This is a genomic window from Lentzea xinjiangensis, assembly GCF_900110955.1.
In the GTDB taxonomy this organism is placed as follows: domain Bacteria; phylum Actinomycetota; class Actinomycetes; order Mycobacteriales; family Pseudonocardiaceae; genus Lentzea; species Lentzea xinjiangensis.
The window spans coordinates 33,361-56,613 of record NZ_FOFR01000004.1; the positions used below are offsets into that span (position 1 = coordinate 33,361).

The 23,253-nt window shown below is 70.5% G+C and carries 27 protein-coding genes and 2 pseudogenes; 20 read left to right on the forward strand and 9 right to left on the reverse strand.

Annotation, left to right across the window (positions count from 1 at the left end):
* Positions 1-4: 4 nt before the first annotated feature.
* On the reverse strand, positions 5-751 hold the full coding sequence (locus BMW88_RS11870) for a GNAT family N-acetyltransferase (protein WP_089950740.1): 747 nt from the start codon (positions 749-751) through the stop codon (positions 5-7).
* 145 nt (positions 752-896) lie between these two features.
* Here BMW88_RS11870 and BMW88_RS43185 point away from each other — a divergent pair.
* The 13 genes and pseudogenes from BMW88_RS43185 to BMW88_RS11930 form a co-directional block, all read left to right on the forward strand.
* Positions 897-1,589: pseudogene (locus BMW88_RS43185) on the forward strand (PhoH family protein); the annotation flags it as partial.
* A gap of 885 nt (positions 1,590-2,474) precedes the next feature.
* Positions 2,475-2,831, forward strand: a pseudogene (locus BMW88_RS43190) (PhoH family protein); the annotation flags it as partial.
* Between the two features lie 5 nt (positions 2,832-2,836).
* Complete coding sequence (gene ybeY, locus BMW88_RS11880) at positions 2,837-3,397, forward strand: rRNA maturation RNase YbeY (protein ID WP_089950742.1); 561 nt, start codon at positions 2,837-2,839, stop codon at positions 3,395-3,397.
* A gap of 5 nt (positions 3,398-3,402) precedes the next feature.
* Positions 3,403-4,692 (forward strand): hemolysin family protein, encoded by a 1,290-nt coding sequence (locus BMW88_RS11885; RefSeq protein WP_089950743.1) that lies wholly within the window; start codon positions 3,403-3,405, stop codon positions 4,690-4,692.
* The gene (locus BMW88_RS11890) at positions 4,685-5,020 is read left to right on the forward strand and encodes a cytidine deaminase (RefSeq protein ID WP_089950744.1); all 336 of its coding nucleotides are present in this window, start codon (positions 4,685-4,687) and stop codon (positions 5,018-5,020) included. The genes BMW88_RS11885 and BMW88_RS11890 overlap by 8 nt, the downstream gene beginning before the upstream one ends.
* A gap of 44 nt (positions 5,021-5,064) precedes the next feature.
* Positions 5,065-5,961 (forward strand): PLL family lectin, encoded by an 897-nt coding sequence (locus BMW88_RS11895; protein WP_143116038.1) that lies wholly within the window; start codon positions 5,065-5,067, stop codon positions 5,959-5,961.
* A gap of 77 nt (positions 5,962-6,038) precedes the next feature.
* On the forward strand, positions 6,039-6,935 hold the full coding sequence (gene era, locus BMW88_RS11900; protein WP_089950746.1) for a GTPase Era: 897 nt from the start codon (positions 6,039-6,041) through the stop codon (positions 6,933-6,935).
* Complete coding sequence (gene recO / locus BMW88_RS11905) at positions 6,935-7,705, forward strand: DNA repair protein RecO (RefSeq protein WP_089950747.1); 771 nt, start codon at positions 6,935-6,937, stop codon at positions 7,703-7,705. Before era ends, recO begins: the two co-directional genes overlap by 1 nt.
* A 47-nt stretch (positions 7,706-7,752) precedes the next feature.
* Positions 7,753-8,571, forward strand: a complete 819-nt coding sequence (locus BMW88_RS11910) for an isoprenyl transferase (protein WP_089950748.1) — start codon at positions 7,753-7,755, stop codon at positions 8,569-8,571.
* The gene (locus BMW88_RS11915; RefSeq protein ID WP_089950749.1) at positions 8,568-8,966 is read left to right on the forward strand and encodes a YbjN domain-containing protein; all 399 of its coding nucleotides are present in this window, start codon (positions 8,568-8,570) and stop codon (positions 8,964-8,966) included. Before BMW88_RS11910 ends, BMW88_RS11915 begins: the two co-directional genes overlap by 4 nt.
* A 23-nt stretch (positions 8,967-8,989) precedes the next feature.
* Complete coding sequence (locus BMW88_RS41790; RefSeq protein WP_177221062.1) at positions 8,990-9,415, forward strand: hypothetical protein; 426 nt, start codon at positions 8,990-8,992, stop codon at positions 9,413-9,415.
* A complete protein-coding gene (locus tag BMW88_RS11925; RefSeq protein ID WP_089950750.1) occupies positions 9,412-10,422 on the forward strand; it encodes a permease in 1,011 nt (336 codons plus the stop codon). The genes BMW88_RS41790 and BMW88_RS11925 overlap by 4 nt, the downstream gene beginning before the upstream one ends.
* Positions 10,419-11,126 (forward strand): TIGR03943 family putative permease subunit, encoded by a 708-nt coding sequence (locus BMW88_RS11930; RefSeq protein WP_089950751.1) that lies wholly within the window; start codon positions 10,419-10,421, stop codon positions 11,124-11,126. The genes BMW88_RS11925 and BMW88_RS11930 overlap by 4 nt, the downstream gene beginning before the upstream one ends.
* Here BMW88_RS11930 and BMW88_RS11935 read toward each other — a convergent pair.
* Genes BMW88_RS11935 through BMW88_RS11945 form a run of 3 tightly spaced genes read right to left on the reverse strand, consistent with a single transcriptional unit; the run spans position 11,123 to position 12,155 of the window.
* On the reverse strand, positions 11,123-11,518 hold the full coding sequence (locus BMW88_RS11935) for a Fur family transcriptional regulator (protein WP_089950752.1): 396 nt from the start codon (positions 11,516-11,518) through the stop codon (positions 11,123-11,125). The two genes, BMW88_RS11930 and BMW88_RS11935, sit on opposite strands and share 4 nt — an antisense overlap.
* A complete protein-coding gene (locus BMW88_RS11940) occupies positions 11,515-11,865 on the reverse strand; it encodes an ArsR/SmtB family transcription factor (RefSeq protein ID WP_089950753.1) in 351 nt (116 codons plus the stop codon). Before BMW88_RS11940 ends, BMW88_RS11935 begins: the two co-directional genes overlap by 4 nt.
* A gap of 11 nt (positions 11,866-11,876) precedes the next feature.
* Positions 11,877-12,155: a hypothetical protein gene (locus BMW88_RS11945; RefSeq protein WP_089950754.1), complete on the reverse strand. Its 279-nt coding sequence runs from the start codon at positions 12,153-12,155 to the stop codon at positions 11,877-11,879.
* Between the two features lie 17 nt (positions 12,156-12,172).
* Here BMW88_RS11945 and BMW88_RS11950 point away from each other — a divergent pair, with 17 nt between their 5' ends.
* Positions 12,173-12,550, forward strand: a complete 378-nt coding sequence (locus tag BMW88_RS11950; RefSeq protein WP_089950755.1) for an antibiotic biosynthesis monooxygenase family protein — start codon at positions 12,173-12,175, stop codon at positions 12,548-12,550.
* Here the strand turns inward: BMW88_RS11950 and BMW88_RS11955 are convergent.
* Positions 12,501-13,208 (reverse strand): tetratricopeptide repeat protein, encoded by a 708-nt coding sequence (locus BMW88_RS11955; protein ID WP_089950756.1) that lies wholly within the window; start codon positions 13,206-13,208, stop codon positions 12,501-12,503. The genes BMW88_RS11950 and BMW88_RS11955 overlap by 50 nt on opposite strands.
* A 93-nt stretch (positions 13,209-13,301) precedes the next feature.
* Between BMW88_RS11955 and BMW88_RS11960 the strand changes: the two genes are divergently transcribed.
* The 3 genes from BMW88_RS11960 to BMW88_RS41795 are packed head-to-tail and all read left to right on the forward strand — an operon-like array spanning position 13,302 to position 15,255.
* Positions 13,302-14,687 carry a glycine--tRNA ligase gene (locus BMW88_RS11960; RefSeq protein WP_089951075.1) on the forward strand — a complete coding sequence of 462 codons (1,386 nt, stop codon included), beginning with the start codon at positions 13,302-13,304 and terminating at the stop codon, positions 14,685-14,687.
* Positions 14,688-14,710: 23 nt separating this feature from the next.
* Complete coding sequence (locus tag BMW88_RS11965; protein WP_177221064.1) at positions 14,711-15,112, forward strand: hypothetical protein; 402 nt, start codon at positions 14,711-14,713, stop codon at positions 15,110-15,112.
* Positions 15,109-15,255 (forward strand): hypothetical protein, encoded by a 147-nt coding sequence (locus BMW88_RS41795; protein ID WP_177221065.1) that lies wholly within the window; start codon positions 15,109-15,111, stop codon positions 15,253-15,255. Before BMW88_RS11965 ends, BMW88_RS41795 begins: the two co-directional genes overlap by 4 nt.
* 229 nt (positions 15,256-15,484) lie before the next feature.
* On the opposite strand, the gene BMW88_RS11970 is transcribed toward BMW88_RS41795, so the two are convergent.
* The 4 genes from BMW88_RS11970 to BMW88_RS11980 all read right to left on the reverse strand — a co-directional run bounded on the left by BMW88_RS11970 (position 15,485) and on the right by BMW88_RS11980 (position 20,189).
* Positions 15,485-17,824 carry an ATP-binding protein gene (locus tag BMW88_RS11970; RefSeq protein ID WP_143116039.1) on the reverse strand — a complete coding sequence of 780 codons (2,340 nt, stop codon included), beginning with the start codon at positions 17,822-17,824 and terminating at the stop codon, positions 15,485-15,487.
* A gap of 48 nt (positions 17,825-17,872) precedes the next feature.
* The gene (locus BMW88_RS11975) at positions 17,873-18,490 is read right to left on the reverse strand and encodes a hypothetical protein (protein WP_143116040.1); all 618 of its coding nucleotides are present in this window, start codon (positions 18,488-18,490) and stop codon (positions 17,873-17,875) included.
* A gap of 244 nt (positions 18,491-18,734) precedes the next feature.
* Positions 18,735-19,220 (reverse strand): hypothetical protein, encoded by a 486-nt coding sequence (locus BMW88_RS40885; RefSeq protein ID WP_143116041.1) that lies wholly within the window; start codon positions 19,218-19,220, stop codon positions 18,735-18,737.
* Between the two features lie 237 nt (positions 19,221-19,457).
* The gene (locus tag BMW88_RS11980) at positions 19,458-20,189 is read right to left on the reverse strand and encodes a Type 1 glutamine amidotransferase-like domain-containing protein (protein WP_089950759.1); all 732 of its coding nucleotides are present in this window, start codon (positions 20,187-20,189) and stop codon (positions 19,458-19,460) included.
* Between the two features lie 140 nt (positions 20,190-20,329).
* On the opposite strand from BMW88_RS11980, the gene BMW88_RS11985 reads away from it, so the two are divergent.
* From BMW88_RS11985 to BMW88_RS11995, 3 genes are all read left to right on the forward strand, one after another.
* Positions 20,330-20,914 carry a YdcF family protein gene (locus BMW88_RS11985; protein WP_089951076.1) on the forward strand — a complete coding sequence of 195 codons (585 nt, stop codon included), beginning with the start codon at positions 20,330-20,332 and terminating at the stop codon, positions 20,912-20,914.
* On the forward strand, positions 20,914-22,152 hold the full coding sequence (locus tag BMW88_RS11990) for a deoxyguanosinetriphosphate triphosphohydrolase (RefSeq protein WP_089950760.1): 1,239 nt from the start codon (positions 20,914-20,916) through the stop codon (positions 22,150-22,152). Before BMW88_RS11985 ends, BMW88_RS11990 begins: the two co-directional genes overlap by 1 nt.
* Positions 22,153-22,231: 79 nt before the next feature.
* Positions 22,232-23,239 carry a serpin family protein gene (locus tag BMW88_RS11995; protein ID WP_089950761.1) on the forward strand — a complete coding sequence of 336 codons (1,008 nt, stop codon included), beginning with the start codon at positions 22,232-22,234 and terminating at the stop codon, positions 23,237-23,239.
* Positions 23,240-23,253: the final 14 nt, after the last annotated feature.

A 23,253-nucleotide genomic window follows, 5' to 3' on the forward strand; every position in this document is an offset into this window, starting at 1 on the left:
CCGATCATCCCAGCGCGAGCGACGCGGGCGCGAAGTACCGCGCACGGTCCCCGCCGACGTCCTCGACGCCGCGCACCATCAGCGTGCAGCCGCCGCGCACTTCGAAACCCCTGCTGAGCAGGAACTTCGCGACGTCCTGGCCGGTCACGTCCACGCGGACCCGTCCGGCACCGGCGGCCACGTCCACGATGATGTCGCACGCCGCCGAGGCATTCGGCGCCACGAGCGGACCGATGACCAACATCTCATCGATGCGGCGCGTGCAGACGAAGCCGTCGTTCGCGATGTAGGGCGTGTACGAGGAGGACGGACCGAACACGTGCGCCCAGAACGCCTCCCGCGTGAACCCGCTCGCAGCTCGGTCCATCGCCACCACCGCGGGCAGGTCATCGGGCGTTGCAGGCCGCGTCACCCCGGTCGCCGCGCCCGCGAGTTCGCCGTGGTGCGCCGAGGCACGCCCGACCGGGTGAAAGCCGAACCGCTCGTACAGCGGCTCACCCATCTCGGTCGCGTACAGCACCGACGGACCGGTATCCAGCACATGGGACACCAACGCGCTCGCGACGCCCCGCCGACCGGCCCACGAACCGACCAGAACGCCGCTGATCGCCTGCATTTCGGAGTACGGCGTGACCAGGGTCGTGCCGAGCAGCCCGGTCTCGTCGAAGGCGCCGTAGCCGGGGCCGAGGGCCAGCAACATCTCCCACTGCGCGGGCGGCCAGCTCCAACCGCGGTCAGTGACGAGTTTCATGCACTCGGGTATGTCCCCGGCACCAAGCCTGCGAATCTCCACAGGCCATGAGCACACACGGTGAGCAATCCGGTAGCCACTCATTTTCGGCCGGACTAGCATCGACGTCATCAGATCCGAGCGACAGGAAGCAGGCCGGGGCCACGTGGCCGAGGAAACACAGCAGAGCAACAAGGAAGGTCAGTCCCGGTTCGCCGTGCCCGATGGCGCGGTGCTCAGCCTGCTGGGGTCGCGCGACGAGAACCTCCGGCTCGCCGAGGAGCTGCTCGACGCCGACGTCCACGTGCGCGGGAACGAGATCACCTTGTCCGGCGACCCCGCCGACGTGGCCTTCGCCGAACGCGTCTTCACCGAGCTCGTCACCCTCGCGAGCCGCGGCCAGGCCATCGACCAGCACACCGTGCGCCGCATCGTCGCGATGCTGAGCGCGAACGAGGCGGAGTCACCCGCCGACGTGCTGAGCCTCGACATCATCAGCCGCCGGGGCCGCACGATCCGGCCGAAGACGCTGAACCAGAAGCACTACGTCGATGCGATCGACAAGAACACCATCGTCTTCGGCATCGGCCCCGCCGGCACCGGCAAGACCTACCTCGCCATGGCCAAGGCCGTGCAGGCGCTGCAGGCCAAGCAGGTCAACCGGATCATCCTGACCCGCCCGGCCGTCGAGGCCGGCGAGCGGCTCGGCTACCTGCCCGGCACGCTCTACGAGAAGATCGACCCGTACCTGCGCCCGCTCTACGACGCGCTGCACGACATGGTCGACCCGGAGTCGATCCCGCGCCTCACGCAGGCGGGCACGATCGAGGTCGCGCCGCTGGCCTACATGCGTGGTCGCGCCCAGCCGATCTTCACCCCCGTCCTGACCCCCGACGGCTACCGGCCGATCGGCTCGCTGCAGGTCGGTGACCTCGTCATCGGCTCCAACGGCGAACCGACCCCGGTGCTCGGCGTCTACCCGCAGGGTGAGAAGGACGTCTACCGGGTCACGGCGCAGGACGGCTCGTCGACCCTCGCCTGCGGTGAGCACCTCTGGACGGTTCGGACGGCGTCCGACCGCCGCCGCGGCAAGCCGTGGCGGGTCCTCGAGACCAAGGAGATGATCGGCAACCTGCGGGCCGCGCACGCCCGCCGCTACGAGCTGCCGCTGCTCAGCGCTCCGGTCTGCCTGCCGGAACGCGATGTGCCCATGGACCCGTACGCGCTGGGCCTCCTGCTCGGTGACGGGTGCCCGGCGTCGGCGATCGCCCTGCGGACGACCGCCCACGGCAACGTCCTGGTCCTGGAGCGTGCCGCTACGTCAGAAGGCGATGCGTCTGTCGGCGAGACGTACCTGCGCAACACCGTGCAGGTACGTCTCGATTTGCTGCAGGGTCTCCTCGATGCGGGTGGTGCACCGGCCGGTCAGGCCGATGGTGGCTGCCGTGTTCGTTTCGCGGCCTCCTCGCCGCAGCTCCAGGCTGACGTCATCGAACTGGTGCGTTCGCTCGGTGGCATCGCGTACAGCCGAAATGGGCGTGCGATCGACATCCGGCTGCCCCAGGGCGTCGAGCCGTTCCGGCTCGAGCGCAAGCGGCAGAAGTACCACGCCGCCGGTGGTGGCGGGCGTCCGATGCGCTTCATCGACAGCATCGAACCCGCGGGCAGGACGGAGACGGTCTGCATCCAGGTGGCGGCGCAGGACTCCCTGTACGTCACCGAGGACTACCTGCTGACGCACAACACCCTGAACGACGCGTTCATCATCCTCGACGAGGCGCAGAACACGACGCCCGAGCAGATGAAGATGTTCCTCACCCGCCTCGGCTTCGGCTCGAAGGTCGTGGTGACCGGCGACATCACCCAGGTCGACCTCCCCGGCGGCCAGCGCAGCGGTCTGCGGGTCGTCAAGGACATCCTCGAAGGTGTCGACGACGTGCACTTCTCGGTGTTGACCAGCCAGGACGTGGTGCGCCACCGCCTGGTCGGCGACATCGTCGACGCCTACGACAAGTGGCAGGTCCAGCAGGACGCGCTCGACCAGAACGGGCAACACCACGGACCCGGTGCACGCCGGGGGAACCAGCGCCGGGGACGATAGGCGCCGTGAGCATCGAGATCGCCAACGAGTCGGGTGTCGGAGTCGACGAGGGTTCCATCGTCTCCGCCGCCCGCTTCGCGCTGGACCGCATGGGCGTGAGCCCGCTGGCCGAGTTGTCCGTCCTGCTGGTCGAGCTGGACGTCATGGCCGACCTGCACGAGCGCTGGATGGACCTGCCCGGTCCCACGGACGTCATGGCCTTCCCCATGGACGAGCTGGACTCCGCGCGCCGCCCCGACGCCGCGGGCCTCGGGCCAGCGCTGCTCGGGGACATCGTGCTGTGCCCGGCGTTCGCCAAGGACCAGGCCAAGAAGGCCGGTCACGGGCTGCTGGACGAGCTGCACCTGCTGACCGTGCACGGGGTGCTGCACCTGCTCGGCTACGACCACGCCGAGCCCGCTGAGGAACGCGAGATGTTCACGCTGCAGAACCGCATCCTCGCGGACTTCCGCACCGCGCGTGACGAGGCCGAACGGGCGGCGCACCAGCGCAGTGCGGACGACAAGGTGCTCGGCGCCGTCGGGCTGGACGAGCAGAGGCCTCTGCAGCATCCCGAAGAAGACTGACGGCGATGAGCGCGAACCCTGCCAGTGTGATCGTGCTGGCCGTTTTCCTCGTGCTCGCCGCCGGGGTCTTCGCGTGCGTGGACGCCGCGCTGGGCACGGTGTCGCGCGCTCGGGTGGAGTCGCTGCAACGGCAGGGCCGGTGGGGCACGGGTCAGTTGCTGCAGGTCCTCAACGACCGGCCGCGGCACGTCAACCTGTTGCTGCTGCTGCGGCTGTTCTGCGAGATGTCGGCCGCGGTGCTCGTCACGACGGTGTTCCTGGACTACGTGGACCGGGATTCGCTCGCCGTTCTGTACTCGTGCCTGAGCATGCTCGTCGTGTCGTACGTGCTCGTCGGCGTCGGACCGCGCACCATCGGCCGTCAGCACCCGTACGGCGTGAGCCTGCTGGCCGCGGGTACCGTCCGGCAGCTCGGCCGCGTGCTCGGGCCGTTGTCGAAGGTCCTGATCCTCATCGGTAACGCGATCACGCCCGGCAAGGGCTTCCGCGAGGGCCCGTTCAGCTCCGAGGTGGAGCTGCGCGAGCTGGTCGACATGGCGCAGGAACGCGGCGTCGTCGACGAGGGCGAGCGCGAGATGATCCACTCGGTGTTCGAGCTGGGGGACACCATCGCGCGCGAGATCATGGTCCCGCGCACCGAGATCGTGTGGATCGAGCACTCCAAGTCGCTGCGGCAGGCGCTCGCGCTGTCGTTGCGCTCCGGCTACACCCGCGTCCCGGTGATCGGCGAGAGCGTCGACGACGTGCTCGGCGTGGTGAACATCAAGGACCTCATGCGGGCCACGCTCGCCGAGGACGAGCACCCGAAGAGCGTCTCCGAGCTGATGCGCCCGATGAGCTTCATCCCGGACTCGAAGCCGATCGCGGACCTGCTGCGCGAGATGCAGGTGTCCCGCCGGCACATGGCGATCGTCGTCGACGAGTACGGCGGCACCGCGGGGCTGCTGACCATCGAGGACATCCTCGAGGAGATCGTCGGCGAGATCACCGACGAGTCCGACACCGACGACCGCCCGCCGGTCGAGCACCTCGACGACGGCGCGGTGCGGGTCAGCGCGCGGCTCCCGGTCGACGACCTCGACGCGCTGTTCGGCACCGAGCTCGACGACCACGAGGTCGAGACCGTGGGCGGCCTGCTCGCCCAGCGGCTCGGGCGCGTGCCGCTGCCGGGCACCGAGGCCGAGATCGCGGGCCTGCGCATGCGGGCGGAGGGCGGCAAGGACGAGCGGGGCCGCATCCGCGTCACCACCGTGCTCGTGCGTCCCGTGCAGAAGGAGACCGAAGAAGATGAGTGACCTGGATCCCGAGGACGCCAAGCTCGTGACGCTCGCGCGTTCGGTCCGTGCGCGCAACGGCGCCGCGGAGGGGGCCGCGGTACGCGACCTCGACGGCCGCACGTACAACGCGTCCACCGTCGCGCTGCCGTCGCTGAAGCTCACGGCGTTGCAGGCGGCCGTCGCGGCCGCCGTGTCGAGCGGTGCCGAAGGGCTGGAGGCGGCTGTCGTGGTGACCGGCGAGGACGCGCTCGACGCGGCGTCGGTGTCCGCGGTGCGCGACCTCGCGGCAACTGCGCCGGTTTTTCGTGCAACTCCGGCCGGGGACGTCGCCGACGTGGTTCGCTAGCCCCCGAAGCGGGCTGAGACCCGTGTGAGCTGGGGGAACTGCTGATGAGACGGTTGTCCGCGTTGTTCGGCGTGCTCGCGATGGCGGCGGGTGCGCTCCTCTTCTCCGCGTCGGCGGCGCGGGCGGCGTGGAGCGACTGGACCGGGCACGGCGGGAAGGTGTACGGCACGCCCACCGTCACCACGTGGGGTCCCGGGCGGCTCGACGTGTTCGCCGTCGCGACGGACTACACGTTGCAGCACCGGGTGTACGAGAACGGCCGGTGGCTCCCGTGGGAGTCGCTCGGCGGGCACCTCACCACCTCGCCGTCCGCGGTGGCGTGGGGACCGGGCCGCATCGACGTCGTCGCCGGCAACGTCGACGGCGGGGTGCAGCGGCTCGTCTACGACGGTGTGTGGCGCCCGTGGGAGACGATCGACACCGGCACGTACCGCTACGCCCCGGCCATCTCCTCGCGCGGGCCGGGCAGGCTCGACCTCTTCACCGTCGGCCGCGCGGGCACCGAGGACAGCGGGCTCCACGTGAAGAGCTTCGCCAACGGCGCCTGGTCCGGCTGGACGTCGCTGGGCGGCGACCTCACCTCGGCACCCGCCGCGGTGTCGTGGGACGCCGGCCGGATCGACGTCTTCGCCAAGGGAGGCGACAACTCGCTGCACCACACGTGGGCGGACAACGGCGTGTGGGGTTCGTGGGAGTCGCTGGGCGGCGGTATCTCCCAGGCGCCCGGTGTCGCGTCGTGGGCGCCCGGCCGGCTCGACGTCTTCGCGCGCGGCACGGACGACGCGCTGTACCACAAGGCGTTCGACAACGGCTGGCACGCGTGGGAGTGGCACGCGGGCGTGCTGTCCTCGGGTGTGAGCGCCGTCTCGTGGGGCCCGAACCGCATCGACGCGTTCGTCACCGGCAACGATCAGGCCGTGCACCAGAAGGCCTGGTCCTGACCGGTCGGGAACGCGGCGGGGTAGCAGATCCCGGGACCGGCGACAACCCTGTTGCCGGTACCGGGGACAATGGGGAGATGGATGGTTACCGCTCCGGGTTCGCGTGCTTCGTCGGACGCCCGAACGCAGGGAAGTCGACGCTGACCAACGCGCTGGTGGGCACCAAGGTCGCCATCACGTCGAGCAAGCCGCAGACCACCCGGCACACGATCCGCGGCATCGTGCACCGCGAGGACGGCCAGCTCGTGCTGGTCGACACACCGGGGCTGCACCGGCCGCGCACGCTGCTCGGGCAGCGCCTCAACGACCTGGTGCGCGAGACGTGGTCGGAGGTCGACGTGGTCGGCTTCTGCGTGCCCGCCGACCAGAAGGTGGGGCCCGGCGACAAGTTCATCGCCGCGGAGCTGGAGAAGGTCGCCAAGCGCACGCCCGTGGTCGGCATCGTCACCAAGACCGACCTGGTCTCGCAGCAGCAGGTGATGGAGCAGCTCCTCGCGCTGCAGAAGGTCATGGAGTTCGCCGAGATCATCCCGGTGTCCGCGGTGGACGGCTTCCAGGTCGACAAGCTGGGTGACCTGCTGCTGGGCAAGCTGCCGGAGGGGCCGCAGCTGTTCCCGGACGGCGACCTGACCGACGAGCCGGAGCAGACGCTGGTCGCGGAGCTGATCCGCGAGGCCGCGCTGGAGGGCGTGCGCGACGAGCTGCCGCACTCCATCGCCGTGGTGGTGGAGGAGATGCAGCCGCGCGAGGGCCGCGACGACCTGATCGACATCCACGCGTTCGTGTTCGTGGAGCGGCCGTCGCAGAAGGCGATCATCCTGGGCCACCGGGGTGAGCGGCTCAAGCAGGTCGGCACGGCCGCCCGCAAGCAGATCGAGGCGCTGCTGGGCTCGCGCGTCTACCTCGACCTGCACATCAAGATCGCCAAGGACTGGCAGCGCGATCCGAAGCAGTTGCGCCGCCTGGGGTTCTGATGGCGAACCTGTACCGCGACACCGGCATCGTGCTGCGCGTGCAGAAGCTCGGTGAAGCGGACCGGATCATCACCTTCCTGACCCAGCGGCACGGCAAGCTGCGCGCCGTGGCCAAGGGCGTGCGCCGCACGTCGTCGAAGTTCGGCGCGCGGCTGGAGCCGTTCTGCCACGTCGACGTGCAGTTCCACCCCGGCCGGTCGCTCGACATCATCACGCAGGTGCAGACGCTCGACGCGTTCGGCGTGGGCATCGTCAACGACTACCAGCGTTACACGGCCGCGTGCGCGATCTTGGAGACCGCCGACCGCCTCACGGCTGAAGAGGGCGAACCGGCCGTGCGGCTCTATCTGCTCGTCACGGGCGCTCTGCGGGCGCTGGCCGCGGGCGAACGGGATCCGTCGCTGCTGCTGGACGCGTACTTGATGCGTGCGATGGCGTTCGCCGGTTGGGCACCCGCGGTCAACGAGTGCGCGAAGTGCGGCGATCCCGGTCCGCACCGGGCCTTCAGCGTGCAGGCCGGAGGCTCGTGCTGCCCGAACTGCCGCCCGCCCGGCTCCGCCTCGCCGTCGCAGGACACGCTCACGTTGCTCTCGGCGCTGCTGCACGGGCGGTGGAACGTGGTCGACGACATCCCGCACGTGGCCCGCCGGGACGCGAGTGGCCTGGTCGCGGCACACCTGCAGTGGCACCTCGAACGGCAGCTCCGGTCGTTGCCCTTGGTCGAGCGCAAGGCCAGAGCCGACGAAGGCGCCAGAGCCGGCGAAGGCTAGGGTGGCGGCTACCGACAACGGTTTTCGCTGAGAGGATGCCGAGCCCCATGCTGCGTCGCCGCCGTTCCGAGCGTGAGAAGCGCGTACCGCGCCCGCCGGAGCCGCACCCCTCCGGCGCTGTGCCCCCGGCCATCCCCGCCGAGTTCGTGCCCAAGCACATCGCGATCGTGATGGACGGCAACGGCCGTTGGGCCAACCAGCGCGGCTTGTCGCGGGTCGAGGGGCACAAGCGCGGCGAGCAGGTCGTCGTCGAGGTCGCCAAGGGCGCGATCGAGATGGGCGTGAAGTGGCTGTCGCTGTACGCCTTCTCCACCGAGAACTGGCGCCGCAGCCCCGAAGAGGTCCGGTTCCTGATGGGCTTCTCGCGCGACGTCATCCACCACCGCACCGACGAGCTCGACGAGCTGGGGGTGCGGGTGCGCTGGGCCGGTCGGCGGCCGAAGCTGTGGCGCAGCGTCATCAAGGAGCTGGAGGTCGCGGAGGAACGCACCCGCGACAACGACCGGCTCAACCTCGCGATGTGCATCAACTACGGCGGCCGCGCCGAGATCGGTGACGCCGCCCGCGAGATCGCCCGCCTGGCCGCCGCCGGGCAGCTCAACCCGGACAAGGTCGACGAGAAGACCATCGCGCGCTACCTCTACCAGCCCGAGATGCCGGACGTGGACCTGTTCATCCGGCCGTCCGGCGAGCAGCGCACCTCGAACTTCATGCTCTGGCAGTCCGCGTACGCCGAGCTGGTGTTCCAGGACATCCTCTGGCCCGACTTCGACCGCCGCGACCTGTGGAGCGCCGTCGAGAAGTTCGCCGAGCGCGACCGCCGCTTCGGTGGTGCGATCGACAAGCCCGATTCGGAGGTCTCGTGAACGCGAGCGGTGAGGCCCTGGAGGCCGCGCGCAAGGCGCTGGAGCTGTTCCACGACGTCGCCGTGGACGACGACGGCGCGTTGAGCTTCCGCCACGGCGACGTGCCGTGCGCGGTGCAGGGCATGGAGCTGGCCGAGGGCCTGACCGTGCTCTCGCTGACGTGCGTCGTCGCGTGGGACCTGCCGGGTGATGCGGCGGTGTGGGTGGCCGAACGCGCTGGTCAGGGCTTGTTCGGCACGCTCGGGGTGATCGCTTCCGAACGCGGCACCGACGTGATGCTGCGGTACGCGTTCCCGGCGGACGGGCTCAAGCCGGAGCCGCTGAGCACGCTGCTCATGCTGGTCGTGTCGACCGCCTCGCAGGTGCGCGGCGAGCTCCTCTCCCGGTTTTCTTGAGAAAGGACCCTTCCATGGGTGGCGTGATCATTTACGAGCCGGAAGAGGACTCGGACGTCAACGAGTTCCCGTGGACCGTCACGTTCGAGCCGTCGGGCGGCGACGACTGGGACTCGTTCATCTGCGGCCCGTACGAGCGCGACCACGCCGTCGCGCTGGCGGAGGCCGTGGCCCTGGAGGACGCCGAGGGCGGCGTGCTGGCGATCGTGAAGCCGATGCTGCCCGCGCTGTCGGCCGAGGACGTGAGCGCCACGATCGAGGAGCTGCGTGAAGCCGCCCTCGAGGAGGACGCCGCCGAGGAGGCCGTCAACGGCACCGCGGTCGACTTCGCCGACGACGAGGACCTCGAGGAGGAAGAGGCCGAGTTCGACGAGCCGCCGTCGCCGGAGGAGATCCGCGAGGGCATGGCGCGCCAGTACCGCCGGCTGCTGGACCTGGACGCGGAATGACGATCACCGGCGAGATCCGCTCGTCGAAGCGGCGCTCCGGCCCGCCTCGGCTGAAGATCACGTCGTTGGAGGTGCTGTGCGGGATCCTCGTGCTCGCACTGCTCTTCCAGTCGCGGCTCGTCGACCTGCTGGACGTGCCGAAGCTGCGCACCGCCTCGACCGTGTTCGTGGCGATCTGCGTGCAGGCCATGCCGTTCCTGGTGCTGGGCGTGCTGATCTCCGGTGCCATCGCGGCGTTCGTGCCGGCCGCGGCGCTGCGCCGGCTGCTGCCGTCCCGCACCTCGCTGGCCGTGCCGGTGGCCGGTGTCGCGGGCGTGGCGCTGCCGGGGTGCGAGTGCGCTTCGGTCCCCGTCGCCCGGCGGTTGATGCAGCAGGGCGTGGCGCCGGCCGTCGCCTTGACGTTCCTGCTGGCGGCGCCCGCGGTGAACCCGATCGTGCTGGTGTCGACCGCGGTGGCGTTCAACGACACCCCGATGATGGTCGTGGCGCGGTTCGCGGGGTCGCTGCTGACCGCGATGGTCATGGGCTGGCTGTGGGTGCGCTTCGGCAAGGCCGAGTGGATCGCCGAACGCGCCCTCGCCCGGCTGGAGGACCGCTCCGGTGGCTCCCGCTGGGCCGTGTTCGCCGAGAGCGCGCGCCACGACCTCGTCGACGCCGGCGGGTTCCTGGTGCTCGGCGGGTTGTTCGCGGCGGCGTTCAAGACGTTCGTGCCGGTCGCGTGGATGCAGACCCTCAGCGGTCAGATCGTGCTCGGCGTGCTCGTGATGGCCCTGCTCGCGGTGGTCCTGGCCCTGTGCTCGGAGGCGGACGCGTTCGTCGCCGTCGCCTTCTCGGCCCTGCCGCTGCTGCCGCGGCTCGTGTTCCTCGTCGTCGGCCCCGCGGTCGACGTGAAGCTGATCGCGCTGCAGGCGGGTGCGTTCGGCAAGTCTTTCGCCTTCCGCTTCGCACCCGCTACGTTCGTGGTGGCGATCCTGTGCGCGGTGGTGACGGGAGTGGTGCTGCTGTGAGGCGGGAAACCCAGAACATCCTGCTGATCCTGCTCGGCGGCGCGTTGCTGAAGATCAGCTTCTCCGGGCTGTACCTCAGGTACGTGCAGAAGGGCCTGCTGCCGCTGCTGATCGCGGCCGGCGCGATCATGATCGGGCTGGCGCTGTTCGCGATCGTCCGGGACATCCGCCGCGGCCAGGCCGTCGACGACGGTCACGGCCACGGGCACGCGCACTCGTCGCGGTCGACGTGGCTGATGCTGCTGCCGGTGATGGCGGTGTTCCTGATCTCGCCGCCGGCCCTGGGCGGCGACGTCGTGAACTCGGCCGCGGACACGAACCAGACGCAGCGGTCGCGCAACCTGCTGGGCGAGCTGCCCTCCGGCGACGTCATCCCGCTGTCCATGACGGAGTTCGTCACGCGCACGGCGTGGGACGAGTCCGGGACGCTGGACGGGCGCCGGGTGCGGCTGACCGGCTTCCTGCTGCGCGCCGAGGGTGACACGTTCGTGGCGCGGCTCGCGATCTCGTGCTGCGCGGCGGACGCGCGGCCGTTGAAGGTGCGGCTCACCGGCGACGTGCCCGCGCTGCCCGACGAGCAGTGGGTCGAGGTCACCGGTCAGGTCGTGCCGAAGTCGGCGTCGGAGAAGAACTCCTGGGTGCCGAGCTTCACGGTCGAGTCGTTCACCCCGGTGGCGGAGCCGGTCGAGCCCTACGAGTCCTAGAGGCCCTTGGCCGTGCAGTCCGCGCACGTCCCGAAGATCTCGACGGTGTGGCTGACCGCGGAGAAGCCGTTCTCGGCGGCGACGCGGTCGGCCCACTTCTCGACGGCGGGTCCCTCCACCTCGACCGTGCGGCCGCAGTGGCGGCACACGAGGTGATGGTGGTGGTGGGCCGAACAACGGCGGTAGATGGCCTCGCCCGAGTCGGTGCGCAGGACGTCGACCTGACCGGCGTCCGCCAGCGACTGGAGCGTGCGGTACACCGTGGTCAGGCCGATGCCCTCGCCACGGCGGCGCAGTTCCTCGTGCAGTTCCTGGGCGCTGCGGAAGTCGTCGAGCTGGTCGAGCAGGTTCGACACCGCGGTGCGCTGCTTGGTGGACCTCAGTCCGGTCACAACTTCTCCTCGACGTGCGTCACAGCGTCCACGACGATGTGCGCCAGGTGTTCGTCTACCAGTCGGTACACGACCTCGCGGCCGTGGCGTTCGCCGTGCACCACGCCCGCCGACTTGAGCACCCGCAGGTGTTGGCTGATCAGCGGCTGGGCCACGCCCAGGGCCTCCACCAGCTCGTGCACGCAGCGGTCGTGCTCGCGCAGTTGCAGCACGATCGCGATGCGGACCGGTGCGGCCAGCGCGCGCAGCAGGTCACCCGCCTCGGCGAGCGTGTGCGCGGAGCGGGGTGGCGCGGGCGCGGGAGCCGCGCGTTCGGGGGAGTGCTCGCCGTGCAGCTGGACGGTCATGGCGCCGCACCTCACCTGGTAGGGATTTTCACCACCAATTCTACGGTGATGACGACCAGTACCAGCAGGACCACCACGCGCAATGTGCGTTGAGCTGGGGAAAGCACCTTCCAGGTGGCCGCCAGCAGCACGCCGGCGCCGAGCACGAGCACCCCGAGCAGCACCGCGCCGAGGGTGCCGCCGACGAGGACGCCGGTGACGAACAGTCCGAGGACGAGCACGAACGCCACGACCGGGCGCACAGGCGCGAGTGGGCCGTCGCCGGGCAGGAGAGGGCGCTTGGAGGTCACCGTGCCATCCTTGCACCGTGCTGCTCGTGTGCCGTTTCCGCGTATCCGACCCCGAGACGTTCACCGCGCGCGTCGAGCAGGCGTTGACGCTGTTGACGGCTCAGCCCGGCTGCCGTCGCGGCACGCTGGCGCGGTCCACCGACGAGGACGACCGGTGGGTGCTGACGGTCGAGTTCGACTCCGTGGTGGCTTATCGGCGCGCGATGTCGCCGTTCCCCGTGCGGGAACACGTGATCCCGCTGCTGTCCGAGGCGCTCACCGACGAGCCCGCGATGTACGAGCCGACGCTGACCAGCGCCGACGGCCAGGTCGAGGAGCACACGAGCGTGCTCGCCGAGGACGCGTTCACGGTGCGTCTGGGCGAGGCGGCGGGGCCTGCGACCCCGCGGCGATAGCCTCCATCTCCTCGACCCACTCGTCGTGCGAGTCGTGGGGGAGGAACTCGAGCGCCCTGCGCGCGGCCTCGGCGGCCTCCGCCGTGCGGCCGAGCGCGTGCAGCGTCTTGGCCTTGCCGCTCTCGGCGTACGCCTCCGGCGTCTTCTCGAACGCGTCCAACGCCTCGTCGTAACGGCCGTTCTCGTAGTAGAACCAGCCGAGGTTGTTGTGCAGCGGCCCGAGCCAGCGGACCAGCTCCGGGTTGGCCACGACCAGTTCGAGGCCCTGCCTCGTCCACTTCTCCGGGTCGTCGACCAGCGACGCCATGTGCGCGGCGTCGACGGCCAGTGACAGGTCACCCCTGGTCTTGGCCAGCACGAACGCCGCCACGAACAGCGGTTGGGCCGCTTCGGCGTCACCTGCGGAGCGGTGCAGCCTGCCGCGTTCGAGCAGCGCCCGCACCCGGCCCGTCGAGTCGGGGGCGACGAGCGTCTCCGCCTCGTCGACCAGGGCGTGGCCCGCGGCGAAGTTCTCCCGCAGGCCCTCGACGCGGGCGAGCTGGGTCAGCACCTCCGCGCGCTCGTCGTCGGTGCCCACCTCGCCGAGGAACGCGCGGAACCTCGCCTCGGTGCCGTCGAGGTCGGCGAAGTCCCACAGCTCGCGCAGCCGGTCTTCCATTGCTGCAGCGTAAGGCTCCGGTCGCCCGTTCGGGGCGCAACGTGACGGGCTAGGCTTGGGCCCCCGAATCTGATTCCCCCGATGGAGTTCCCGTTGGCCGCCGATCGTATTGAGACCGTTGTCAGCCTCTGCAAGCGCAGGGGGTTCGTCTACCCGTGCGGGGAGATCTACGGCGGTACCCGCTCGGCGTGGGACTACGGGCCTCTGGGCGTCGAGCTCAAGGACAACATCAAGCGCCAGTGGTGGAACTTCATGGTCCGCGGCCGCGAGGACGTCGTGGGCCTGGACTCGTCGGTGATCCTGCCGCGGGACGTGTGGGTGGCCTCCGGTCACGTCGAGGCGTTCGTCGACCCGCTCGTCGAGTGCGAGTCCTGCCACAAGCGCTTCCGCGCGGACACGCTGTCGGAGGAGTACGCCGAGCGCACCGGCAAGGAGGTCGCCGAGGGCGACGTCTCGGACGTGCCGTGCCCCAACTGCGGCACCCGCGGCCAGTACACCGAACCGAAGATGTTCAACGGCCTGCTCAAGACCCACCTCGGCCCGGTCGAGACCGAGGAGGGCCTGCACTACCTGCGCCCGGAGACCGCGCAGGGCATCTTCACGAACTTCCTGAACGTGCAGACGACCTCGCGCAAGAAGCCGCCGTTCGGCATCGGCCAGATCGGCAAGTCGTTCCGCAACGAGATCACGCCGGGCAACTTCATCTTCCGCACCCGCGAGTTCGAGCAGATGGAGATGGAGTTCTTCGTCGAGCCGGGGACCGACGAGGAATGGCACCAGTACTGGATCGACGAGCGCACCCGCTGGTACACGGACCTGGGCGTGTCGAAGGAGAACCTGCGGCACTACGAGCACCCGCGGGAGAAGCTCTCGCACTACTCGAAGCGCACCGTCGACATCGAGTACCGCTTCCGGTTCGGCGGCCAGGAGTGGGGTGAGCTCGAGGGCATCGCGAACCGCACCGACTTCGACCTCACCACGCACTCGAACCACTCCGGCGTCGACCTGTCGTACTTCGACCAGGCCACGAACTCGCGCTACAAGCCGTTCGTCATCGAGCCGGCCGCCGGCGTCGGCCGCCCGATGATGGCGTTCCTGCTGGAGGCCTACACCGAGGACGAGGCCCCGAACGCCAAGGGCGGCGTGGACAAGCGCGTCGTGCTGAAGCTCGACCGCCGCCTGGCCCCGGTGAAGGTCGCCGTGCTGCCGCTGTCGCGCAACGCCGACCTCTCGCCGAAGGCCCGCGACCTCGCGACCGCACTGCGCCGCAACTGGAACGTCGACTTCGACGACGCCGGCGCGATCGGCCGCCGCTACCGCCGCCAGGACGAGATCGGCACGCCGTTCTGCGTGACGGTCGACTTCGACACGCTCACCGACCTCGCCGTGACGGTGCGGGAACGCGACACGATGTCGCAGGAGCGCGTGGCGATGGACCAGCTGGAGTCCTACCTCGCGGCGCGGCTGATCGGCTGCTGACCGCTGCTCCCCGCTCGGCGACGGTGCCACCGCAGGCACAGGGCCTGAACGCCGTAAAGGACGTCGCGAACCAGCCGCGCGCGTCGCTGAACAGCCTGGCCAGCTCGATCGACGCGTTCTGGATCGCGATGGGCGTCGCTTTCGCCACCTTCGTCGTGTCGGCTGTCGGTGCGATCGCGGCGGCCTGCACGGTCGTCGGCACGCCCGCCGCCATCGCGGGTGGACTCACTGTCGCGATCGGCATCGTCGGCGCCACGATCATGGCGCTGGAGTCGCACACCAACACGATCGAGACCGAGCAGAACGCGATCACGCAGAAGATCCACGGCATCGGCCGCGAGTGGACGATGCCCAACGTCGGCGACATGAGCGATGCCAGCGTCGCCGACGGCGACGGTTCGGACTGGAAAGCCGATGATCGATGATCATCGGTCAGGGCGCGGCGTTCTGGGTGGTGCTGTCCGGCCTGAGCCTCACCACTGCGCGGTCCCGCGTCCGGGACGGGTACGTCGACGTGAACGGGGTTCGCCTGGTGCGCCGCCTGCTCGGGGTGTGGTGGGTGGGGTGATCTTCTGCGGACTGGCCGCCGGGTTCGCCGAGATCTCGGCGTTCAACGTGAAGACGCGGCCGGTTCCGTTCACGGCGGGGGCGGCGGTGTACCTCGCGGTGGCTGGCGCTCCTCGTGGTGCTGCGCGGCGTCGCGTTCTTCACCGCGCAAGGTGCTGCGGCTCAGCCCTTGACGCCGAGTTCCGCCAGGACGGCCCGCGTGACGGCGTTGATCGGCTCGCGGGCCGTGGCTACCCGACACGGGTCAAGGTGCTCCTCCCGCAGGAAAGGCAGGTCCACCGTCCCGCTACATCAGGTGGCTGCGTCATTGTCAGCCGGGCGATGTCCTGAGCCGCACTCACTCTGACCGTCACCGTGAGGTACCCGATCATGGAACCGCAGTAGCCACCGCCGCTGTCGGAGGTCCGTGCCGGAGTCTTTCCGGTGGCTTCCGCGTCGTTACCGATCAGTCTGACTGCATCGCCGCAGACCGTTCGGTAGAGGTACACGCCAGGCTCGGATTCCACGATGGTCAACTTGTGCCGGCCGTCGGTCCAGGTACCGGCGATCCCGGTCTGTCGAGCACTTGTGATCTTGGGCTTTTCGGCTTTCGCGACACCGGTCCTTCCCACACCGGCGGTCGCGGTCGGCCGACGGCTGGTGGCCTCCTCGTCCTTGTTCTTGTCGTACGCGATGAGGGCGACGGCACCGACGATCGCGAGTGTGACGAGGAGCGTGGCCAGTAGCGAGCCGCCCTGCGCGGTGGCTGCCGCCGTTGCCCCGGTGGCGCTGCCGGGTAGCGCCGGACTTGTCGTGTTGGCGGTCAGGCCGGGGTCGCCGGCGTCCGGTGCGGTGGTGTTGCCGAGCGATTGGGCCGGGCCCGGGCCGGGTGGCACCCCGGATTCGGCGAGTTCGGCGAAGTCGGTGCTGGAGTAGCCGGGGTCGGCACTGTCGTGGGTGGTCAGTGCCGAGGGTTCCCGCGTCGTGTGTTCGAGGTCGGCCATGTGGTCGGCCACGGCCTGGGAGGTGGCGCCCTCGTCGGGGACCGCTTGCGCCGGTGCGTCGATCCGGCCGGGTGGCTGGAGTTCCTGCGGCAGGAACTGGTGGGCGTCGGACGCGGCGGTCGTGCCCTGGTCGTCGCCGAGGACGTGCCACAGCACGGCCGCCTGTGCCAGCAGGGCCGCCGCCGCGATGCGCTGACCTGTGACCAGGCAGCGGATGCCTTCCTCGTGGATGAAGTACGCCTCGGCCAGCCGATCGCCCGCACGCCGGGCACCGGCCCAGCCGCGGCCCAGCGTTCGTCCCCAGGCGTTGAACCGCAGCGAGTGCGCCAACTTCGGCGATGCGGCCCGGCCGAGCGCCACGGTGAGTTCGGGCATCCCGGCGTTCGTCGCGAGGCCGGCGACCTTCTCGATCGCCCTGCTGTGGGCAGCGACCTGGGCGGGTGTCGTGGACGGATCGGCCGCCCAGCGGGTGAAGTACCGGCACAATCCCTCGACCGGGATCGCCGCGGGGTCGCGGTGCCGCACGGCCGACGCCACGCCCGGTGCGCACCGGTAGCCGTGTTCGCCTGGCACCATGAGCCCGAGGCCGGTGAGGCGTTCGCACAGCGAGGCCGGATCCGGTTCGCTTGCCAGGGCGCCGATGTGCTCGGTGGCGAGTTCGGCGTCCTGCAGTGCCGCGAGGAGGTTCAGCGTGTCCATCGCGGAGTTGTCGAGCTGTTCGAACAACTGCGGCAGCAGGTCCTCGACAGCGCCCGGCGCCGGCAGTGCCGACCGGCCGGATGCCGCCATCCCGGCCGCGCGCACCAGGAGCAATGGGTTTCCGCCGGACACGTGCCACAGGTCGGCCGCCGTGACCTGTTCCGCGTCGTGCAGCGGCCTGCCGAGGGTCTGGGTCAGCAGTCGCGTCGCCGTGTCCTGGCCCAGGCCGTCCAGGTGGTGCACGGCGCCATCGCCCAACAGTGTGCTGTCCCGGCAGGCCACGACAAAGGTCGCGTCGGGTACCAGGTCGGTGAGTTCCCGCAGCTCGTCGATCGTCAGGTCGGCGTCGTCGACGTACACCGTGATCCGCAGACCGGTCAGCATCCCGCGCAGGTCGGTCCGGGAGGGCGCGTAGCCCCACGTCCGGTAACAGGACTCGAACACCTCCTGCGCGAGATCGGCGACCTGCTTGTGCGTGGCACTGACGAACACCACACCGTCGGGTCCGTTCTCAGCCGTGCGCGCCAGGTGCCGCAACAAGATGCTCTTGCCGATCCCGGCCGGCCCACAGAGCTGCACCAGACCACGTCCGGCGATGGCGGCGGCCAGCGTCGCCGTGTCCGCTTCCCGCCCGAGCGGCTCGCGCGTGGGCCGGGGAAGAACCGAGATCCGATCCCTGCGCACAGGCGCAGGCCGCTCCCGCGCCACCCTTCCCACCGTGACGGAGGACCCGTGTCGCGCGTCGATCACGAGGTTGTAGTCCCCGGCGACCACCGGTCCGTCGGTGCTCCCGCCGACCTCGACGTTGTGGCTGATGCCTCGGTGGGTCCGCGCGGGGCCTTGACCGTCCTCGTCCGGTCGTCCGAGGTCTTCATGTGCCCGGCTCACGACCACCCCTCCTCGTAACGTGAGAAACCTCGGCACCGAAAGGGCCGGTCACAACAACCGCCACCAGGCGTCGCACGACGTCTCCTTGACGACCACCGCGAGGTGCCGGTAGCCGATGGGACCGACCTTGCAGTAGCCCTCGTCCACCACGTGCTTCGCCGCGTCCGACACCACCAGCGCCAGGCACGCGTCGCCGGCCTCCCCGAGGACGTGCTTCACTTCGGGCGCGTCCACCAGACGTGCCGCGTGCACCAACGGGGTCCCCGACCACTCACCGCCCACCTGGTCGACGTAGCCGACGTGCACCGCGGCCCGCAGGTCGATCCGGTAGGCGTCACTGGCCGCCTGGTTGTGCTCCCGCAGCGCCTTGGCGACCCCCTCGACGAAGGTGTCGAGGACGTCGACCAACGTGACCGCCTCGGGCATCACCACCTGAAGGCCGTCACCGCGGTCGACCGGCTCGAAGACCTCCTGCGGCACGCCCAGCGCCACGGCCCCCGCCTGGACGCACTCCTCCAGCGCTCGACGCATGCGCCGTTGCCCGTCGTTGTTGCGCGAGCTCGACCTCTGCACGTCCGTGGTCACCACGACCCGGTACGCCGCCAGCAGGTCGGCACGCCGACCCCGTTCGGACGCAACCTCCGGCTCGGGGGTCGCGGTGTTCATGTGGGTGACGTTGCCATTGCCGGCCACTACCGGACCGTGGGCGTTCCCGCCGATCTTGACGCGCACACCGTGAGATGGCTCGCTCTGCATCACGACTCCTCGCCGCCGAATCGCACCGATCCGGTCACCCCCTGGGTGATCGCCCGCCTCGCGGGGCGCCCGAAGAAACGCAGTTGTACCGATCAACGGAGGCGCGATCTGCGTCAGTTGACGCACAAGTCACTCGTTCAGCCGCTCAGCCCACTCAACTGGTCGACGATCGATACGGCGCCGTTCCCTGCGCGTGTCGGCGAGGATGATCAGCAGGCAGCCCGCCGGTCGCCAACCCGCCCGACACCGGCTTGCTGATTCGTCCAGGAGCACTGCGGCTGCAGCGACCAGCTCGAACCGGCCCATCACTCTGGGCGACGTAGGCGTTCTGCGCGACCGGTATCTGTGCGGAGTCCGTGCCCTCGTCACGCCAGGCGAGTTCGGCGGACATGGCGTTGCGTTCGGCCGACGCCCGCCAGCCTGCGGGCCAAGCGCAGCGCGGTCCTCCGCTCACCGATCCATCCGGCGCGGATGGCGGGCCCTGCTTGGCGTGGACGCCGGTGGCGCCGAGCAGGGCGAACGCCTGGTCGAAGCCGTCGGCGGCGGTGGCCGGGGCGGCGGAGAGCGCGGCTGCGACCGCGCCGCGCACCGGTGATCCGAGGACGTGGTGGTGAAGCCGCACCATGCCGTCGGCGGCCAAGATCGGCTTCGACAGCGACGCCGAGCGGAACGGCCGGTCGCCCTTTCGGAGACCACCGGGTCGGAGTCGAGGTCCATGAGGGCGAGGCCGACATCGGACGCCCGCCTGCGGCTGCCGTGCCCGGCACGTCGGCTGCCGACATGTCCGACATCGCGGACCTCGGCTCCGGTGCGACCAGGGCGTCCGGGCCGCGTGAGGAGGAGGATCAGGGCCCAGCGCACATCTCCGCGGTCCGCGTCACAGCAGCCTGGTGTCGAGCTTCTCCTCCTGTGCGGTTGCCGAAGAATCCTCCCTGACCACGACGTACGCACCCGAGCCGCGGCGTTCCGCCACGGCCTCGACGAACTCGGTGCCCCGGTAGAGCAATCCGACGCCGTCGTCGGTGCAGTACGTCATCGGCAGCACCCCGGTGGCGACCGCCTCGTGGATCTTCGGGCGGCGCTGCTCCTCGGAGTCGTAGTGCACGCCGTTGCCGTAGGGCAGGAAGCCCAGGCCGTTGGTGACGACGCGGAGGTCCGGGCCGAACGAGTCGGTGGCGCCGCCCGCGTGCCAGCAGATCGAGCCCGCAGACACGCCGCTGAGCACCACACCGGCCTGCCACGCCGTGCGGAAGACCTCGCCGAGCCCGTGCACCTCCCACACCGCGAGCAGGTTCGCGACCGAGCCGCCGCCCACCCACACGACGTCGTTGGACAGCACGTAGTCCTCGAGGTCGTCGGTCGGCGGCATCGTGAAGAGGTTGAGGATCGACACGTCGACGCCCGCGACGGCGCCCGCCTCCACCACGTTCGCGTTCATCGACCGCTGGTCGCCGCCCGCTGTGCCGACGTGGCACAGCCGCGGCCGGCGGCCGTCGACCCCGGACAGCTCCAGCGCGAAGTGGATCAGCTTGTGGAACTCCAGGGGGGTCCGGCGGCCGGAGCGCCAGCCCCCGGACGTGGCGAGGATGGTGGGCTGCTCAGCGGGCATGGCGTTGATCCTCGCAGGGGCGTCAATGCGGCGGCGGCCGGATCTGCGACCATGCAGGGGTGCGGACGACGCCCCTGAGACCACTCGCCAGGATTCGCCGGATCGTGCTGCGGTTGTTCTTCGGCGCGATCGTCATCGGCATGCTGGTCGTGGGCGGCACGGCGTTCCGGGTGTGGCAGGTCGCGCGGGTCGACGACTGGACGAAGGCCGACGTGGCGGTCGTCCTCGGCGCCGCGCAGTACAACGGCGTCCCGTCCGACGTGCTCGAAGCCCGGCTGCGGCACGCGCTCGGCCTCTACAGCAAGGGCGTCGTCGGCTACATCGCGACGACCGGTGGCCGCCAGCCCGGCGACAACTTCACCGAGGGCCAGGTCGGCAAGCTGTGGCTGGTCGAGCACGGGGTGCCGGAGGACCACGTGCTGCAGGTCGGCGAAGGCGCGGACACGCTCGGCTCGTTGCGGGCCGTGGCGTCGGTGGCGCGGGAACGCGACCTGAAGACGGCGGTGATCGTCAGCGACCCGTGGCACTCGCTGCGCGCCCGCACGATGGCCGAGGACGCCGGTCTGCAGGCCTGGACGTCGCCGACCCGCAGCGGCCCGAACGTGCAGACGCGCGAGACGCAGCTGTTCTACATCCGGCGCGAGACCGGAGCCTTGCTCTACTACCGCCTGATGAAGGCGCACGCCGGCGTGTTCGAGGAGCTCAACCTCCCTAAAATCGGCTGATGGGATACACCGGCCACGACGCGGAGCGTCTGCTCACCGAGCAACCGAAGACCGCGGTGCTGCCGGGCGCTCGCACGGACACGCGCACGCCGTTCTCCCGCGACCGCGCCCGCGTGCTGCACTCCGCCGCCCTGCGCAGGCTCGCGGGCAAGACCCAGGTCGTCGGTCCCGGCGAGGGCTCCGAGGTCACCGGTGTGCCGCGGACCCGCCTGACGCACTCGCTGGAGGTCGCGCAGATCGGCCGCGGCATCGGCGAGGAGCTGGGCTGCGATCCCGACATCGTCGACACGGCCGGTCTGGCGCACGACATCGGGCACCCGCCGTTCGGGCACAACGGCGAGAGGGCGTTGAACGAGCTCGCCGGCCCATGTGGCGGCTTCGAGGGCAATGCGCAGACGTTCCGCATCCTCGCGCGCCTTGAACCCAAGTCGGCGCACGGCCTGAACCTCACACGCGCGGTGCTCGACGCCTCGACGAAGTACCCGTGGGCGCGCAGGCCGGGCACGGTGAAGTTCGGTGTCTACGAGGACGACCTCGAAGTGTTCGAGTGGATGCGCCAGGGCGCGCCGGATCGCGAACGGTGCATCGAGGCGCAGGTGATGGACTGGTCCGACGACGTGGCGTACTCCGTGCACGACGTCGAGGACGGCGTGCTGGCCCACCGCATCAGCCTGGGTGCGCTGGCCCGCCCCGACGAACGCGCGGCCATCGCCTCCCTCGCCGCCAAGACGTTCTCCGACGAGTCCGTCGCCACGCTCGAGGCCACCGCCGAGGAGCTGCTCACACTGCCGGTGATCGCGTACTGGACCGAGCACGAGTACGACGGCTCGCTGGGCGCGCAGGTGGCGCTGAAGAACCTCACCAGCGAGCTGGTCGGCCGCTTCGCCTCGGCCGCCGTCACCGCCACCCGCGCTGTGCACGGCGACGGCGCGCTCACCAGGTACAACGCCTCGCTGGAGGTTCCGAGCCAGGTCGCGGCGGAGGTGGCGCTGCTCAAGGCGATGGCCGTCCGGTACGTCATGAGCGACCCGGCCCGCCTGGCGATGCAGGCGCGGCAGCGCGAGCTGATCACCGACCTCGTCACCCGGCTGGTGGAACGACCGGAGCTGCTCGACCCCGCGTTCGGACCGGTGTTCGCGGCCGCTTCCTCCGACGCCGCACGGCTTCGCGTCGTCGTCGACCAGGTCGCGCTGCTCACCGACGCGCAGGCCGTGGCCTGGCACCGCGCATCGGCGTAGCTTCGACGACGGAGGGGCCCGTCCTCAGGGAACCCGGTCGTGCCGTCACCGCCAGATCCGCGCCGATGGAGGAGCTCTCGTGACCGACCAGGCCGACTTCGCCCTGACCCTGCACCGCGTCGCCGTACCTGATCCGTCCTCCACCGCGTGCTGGTCGCCGTTCTCGGTCGCCGGCGCGCTCGCACTGGCCCGTGAGGCCGCGCGCGGCGAGACCCGCGCCCAGCTCGACGGGCTCCTGGCCGGCTTCGACCCCGCGGACGCCTTGGACGTGCCCGAGCTCGCGGTCGCGAACACCCTGTGGGCCGACGACCACCTCACCCTGAACCCGGACTTCTCGCTCGCGTCCTCGGTCCGGCGCACCGCGTTCTCCGACTCGGCCACCGTCCGCAAGCTGGTCAACACCGACGTCGCCGAGACGACCCGCGGCCTCATCCCCGAGCTGCTGTCGAGCCCGCCGCCACCGGACGCCGCCGCGATCATCGTCAACGCCCTCTACCTCAAGGTGGGCTGGCTGAACGCGTTCCCGGCGCACGAGACCGCGCCGGCGCCGTTCCACGCGCCCGGCGGGGACGTGGACGTGCCGACGATGAAGATCACCGAGAAGTTCCGCTACGCCCACCGCGACGGCTGGCGGACGATCGTGCTGCCCGCCGATTCGGGCGTCGAGGCGGTGGTCCTGCTGCCGGACGAGTCGCTGGAGCAGCCGCTGCACCCCGCCGCCTTCACCGCGCAGGACTTCGTGAGGCTCGAACTGTCACTGCCCACAGTGGACGTCCGGGCGAAGTTCACCCTGAAGAGTGCGCTGCGGCAGCTCGGCGTCGAGCGCATGTTCGCCCGCGAGGCCGACTTCTCCTGGCTGGCGCCCGGCGACCGGATGTTCGTGGACGACGTCGTGCACGAGGCCGTGCTGCGCCTGGACGAGGAAGGCCTGGAGGGCGCGGCGGCCACCGCCGTCACGTTCCGGACGGTGTCGATGGAGATCCCGGTGGACCCGGTCGTGGTGACCGTCGACCGGCCGTTCCTGCTCGCGGTGCGGCACGCGCGCTCGGGTGCGGTCTACTTCCTCGCGCAGGTCGCCCATCCGTGAGCATTCGCCCTGAT

Excerpts from the sequence above, each read along its gene's own strand:
- BMW88_RS11890 (WP_089950744.1), top strand. The coding sequence starts at position 4,685 with ATGAGTGACCTGGATCCCGAGGACGCCAAGCTCGTGACGCTCGCGCGT.
- BMW88_RS11895 (WP_143116038.1), top strand. The coding sequence starts at position 5,065 with ATGAGACGGTTGTCCGCGTTGTTCGGCGTGCTCGCGATGGCGGCGGGT.
- BMW88_RS11985 (WP_089951076.1), top strand. The coding sequence starts at position 20,330 with ATGCTGGTCGTGGGCGGCACGGCGTTCCGGGTGTGGCAGGTCGCGCGG.
- BMW88_RS11955 (WP_089950756.1), bottom strand. The coding sequence starts at position 13,208 with ATGGAAGACCGGCTGCGCGAGCTGTGGGACTTCGCCGACCTCGACGGC.
- recO (WP_089950747.1), top strand. The coding sequence starts at position 6,935 with ATGGCGAACCTGTACCGCGACACCGGCATCGTGCTGCGCGTGCAGAAG.
- BMW88_RS11975 (WP_143116040.1), bottom strand. The coding sequence starts at position 18,490 with ATGAACACCGCGACCCCCGAGCCGGAGGTTGCGTCCGAACGGGGTCGG.
- BMW88_RS11925 (WP_089950750.1), top strand. The coding sequence starts at position 9,412 with ATGACGATCACCGGCGAGATCCGCTCGTCGAAGCGGCGCTCCGGCCCG.
- BMW88_RS11910 (WP_089950748.1), top strand. The coding sequence starts at position 7,753 with ATGCTGCGTCGCCGCCGTTCCGAGCGTGAGAAGCGCGTACCGCGCCCG.
- BMW88_RS11990 (WP_089950760.1), top strand. The coding sequence starts at position 20,914 with ATGGGATACACCGGCCACGACGCGGAGCGTCTGCTCACCGAGCAACCG.
- BMW88_RS11980 (WP_089950759.1), bottom strand. The coding sequence starts at position 20,189 with ATGCCCGCTGAGCAGCCCACCATCCTCGCCACGTCCGGGGGCTGGCGC.
- era (WP_089950746.1), top strand. The coding sequence starts at position 6,039 with ATGGATGGTTACCGCTCCGGGTTCGCGTGCTTCGTCGGACGCCCGAAC.
- BMW88_RS11870 (WP_089950740.1), bottom strand. The coding sequence starts at position 751 with ATGAAACTCGTCACTGACCGCGGTTGGAGCTGGCCGCCCGCGCAGTGG.
- BMW88_RS11885 (WP_089950743.1), top strand. The coding sequence starts at position 3,403 with ATGAGCGCGAACCCTGCCAGTGTGATCGTGCTGGCCGTTTTCCTCGTG.
- BMW88_RS41795 (WP_177221065.1), top strand. The coding sequence starts at position 15,109 with ATGATCATCGGTCAGGGCGCGGCGTTCTGGGTGGTGCTGTCCGGCCTG.
- BMW88_RS11940 (WP_089950753.1), bottom strand. The coding sequence starts at position 11,865 with ATGACCGTCCAGCTGCACGGCGAGCACTCCCCCGAACGCGCGGCTCCC.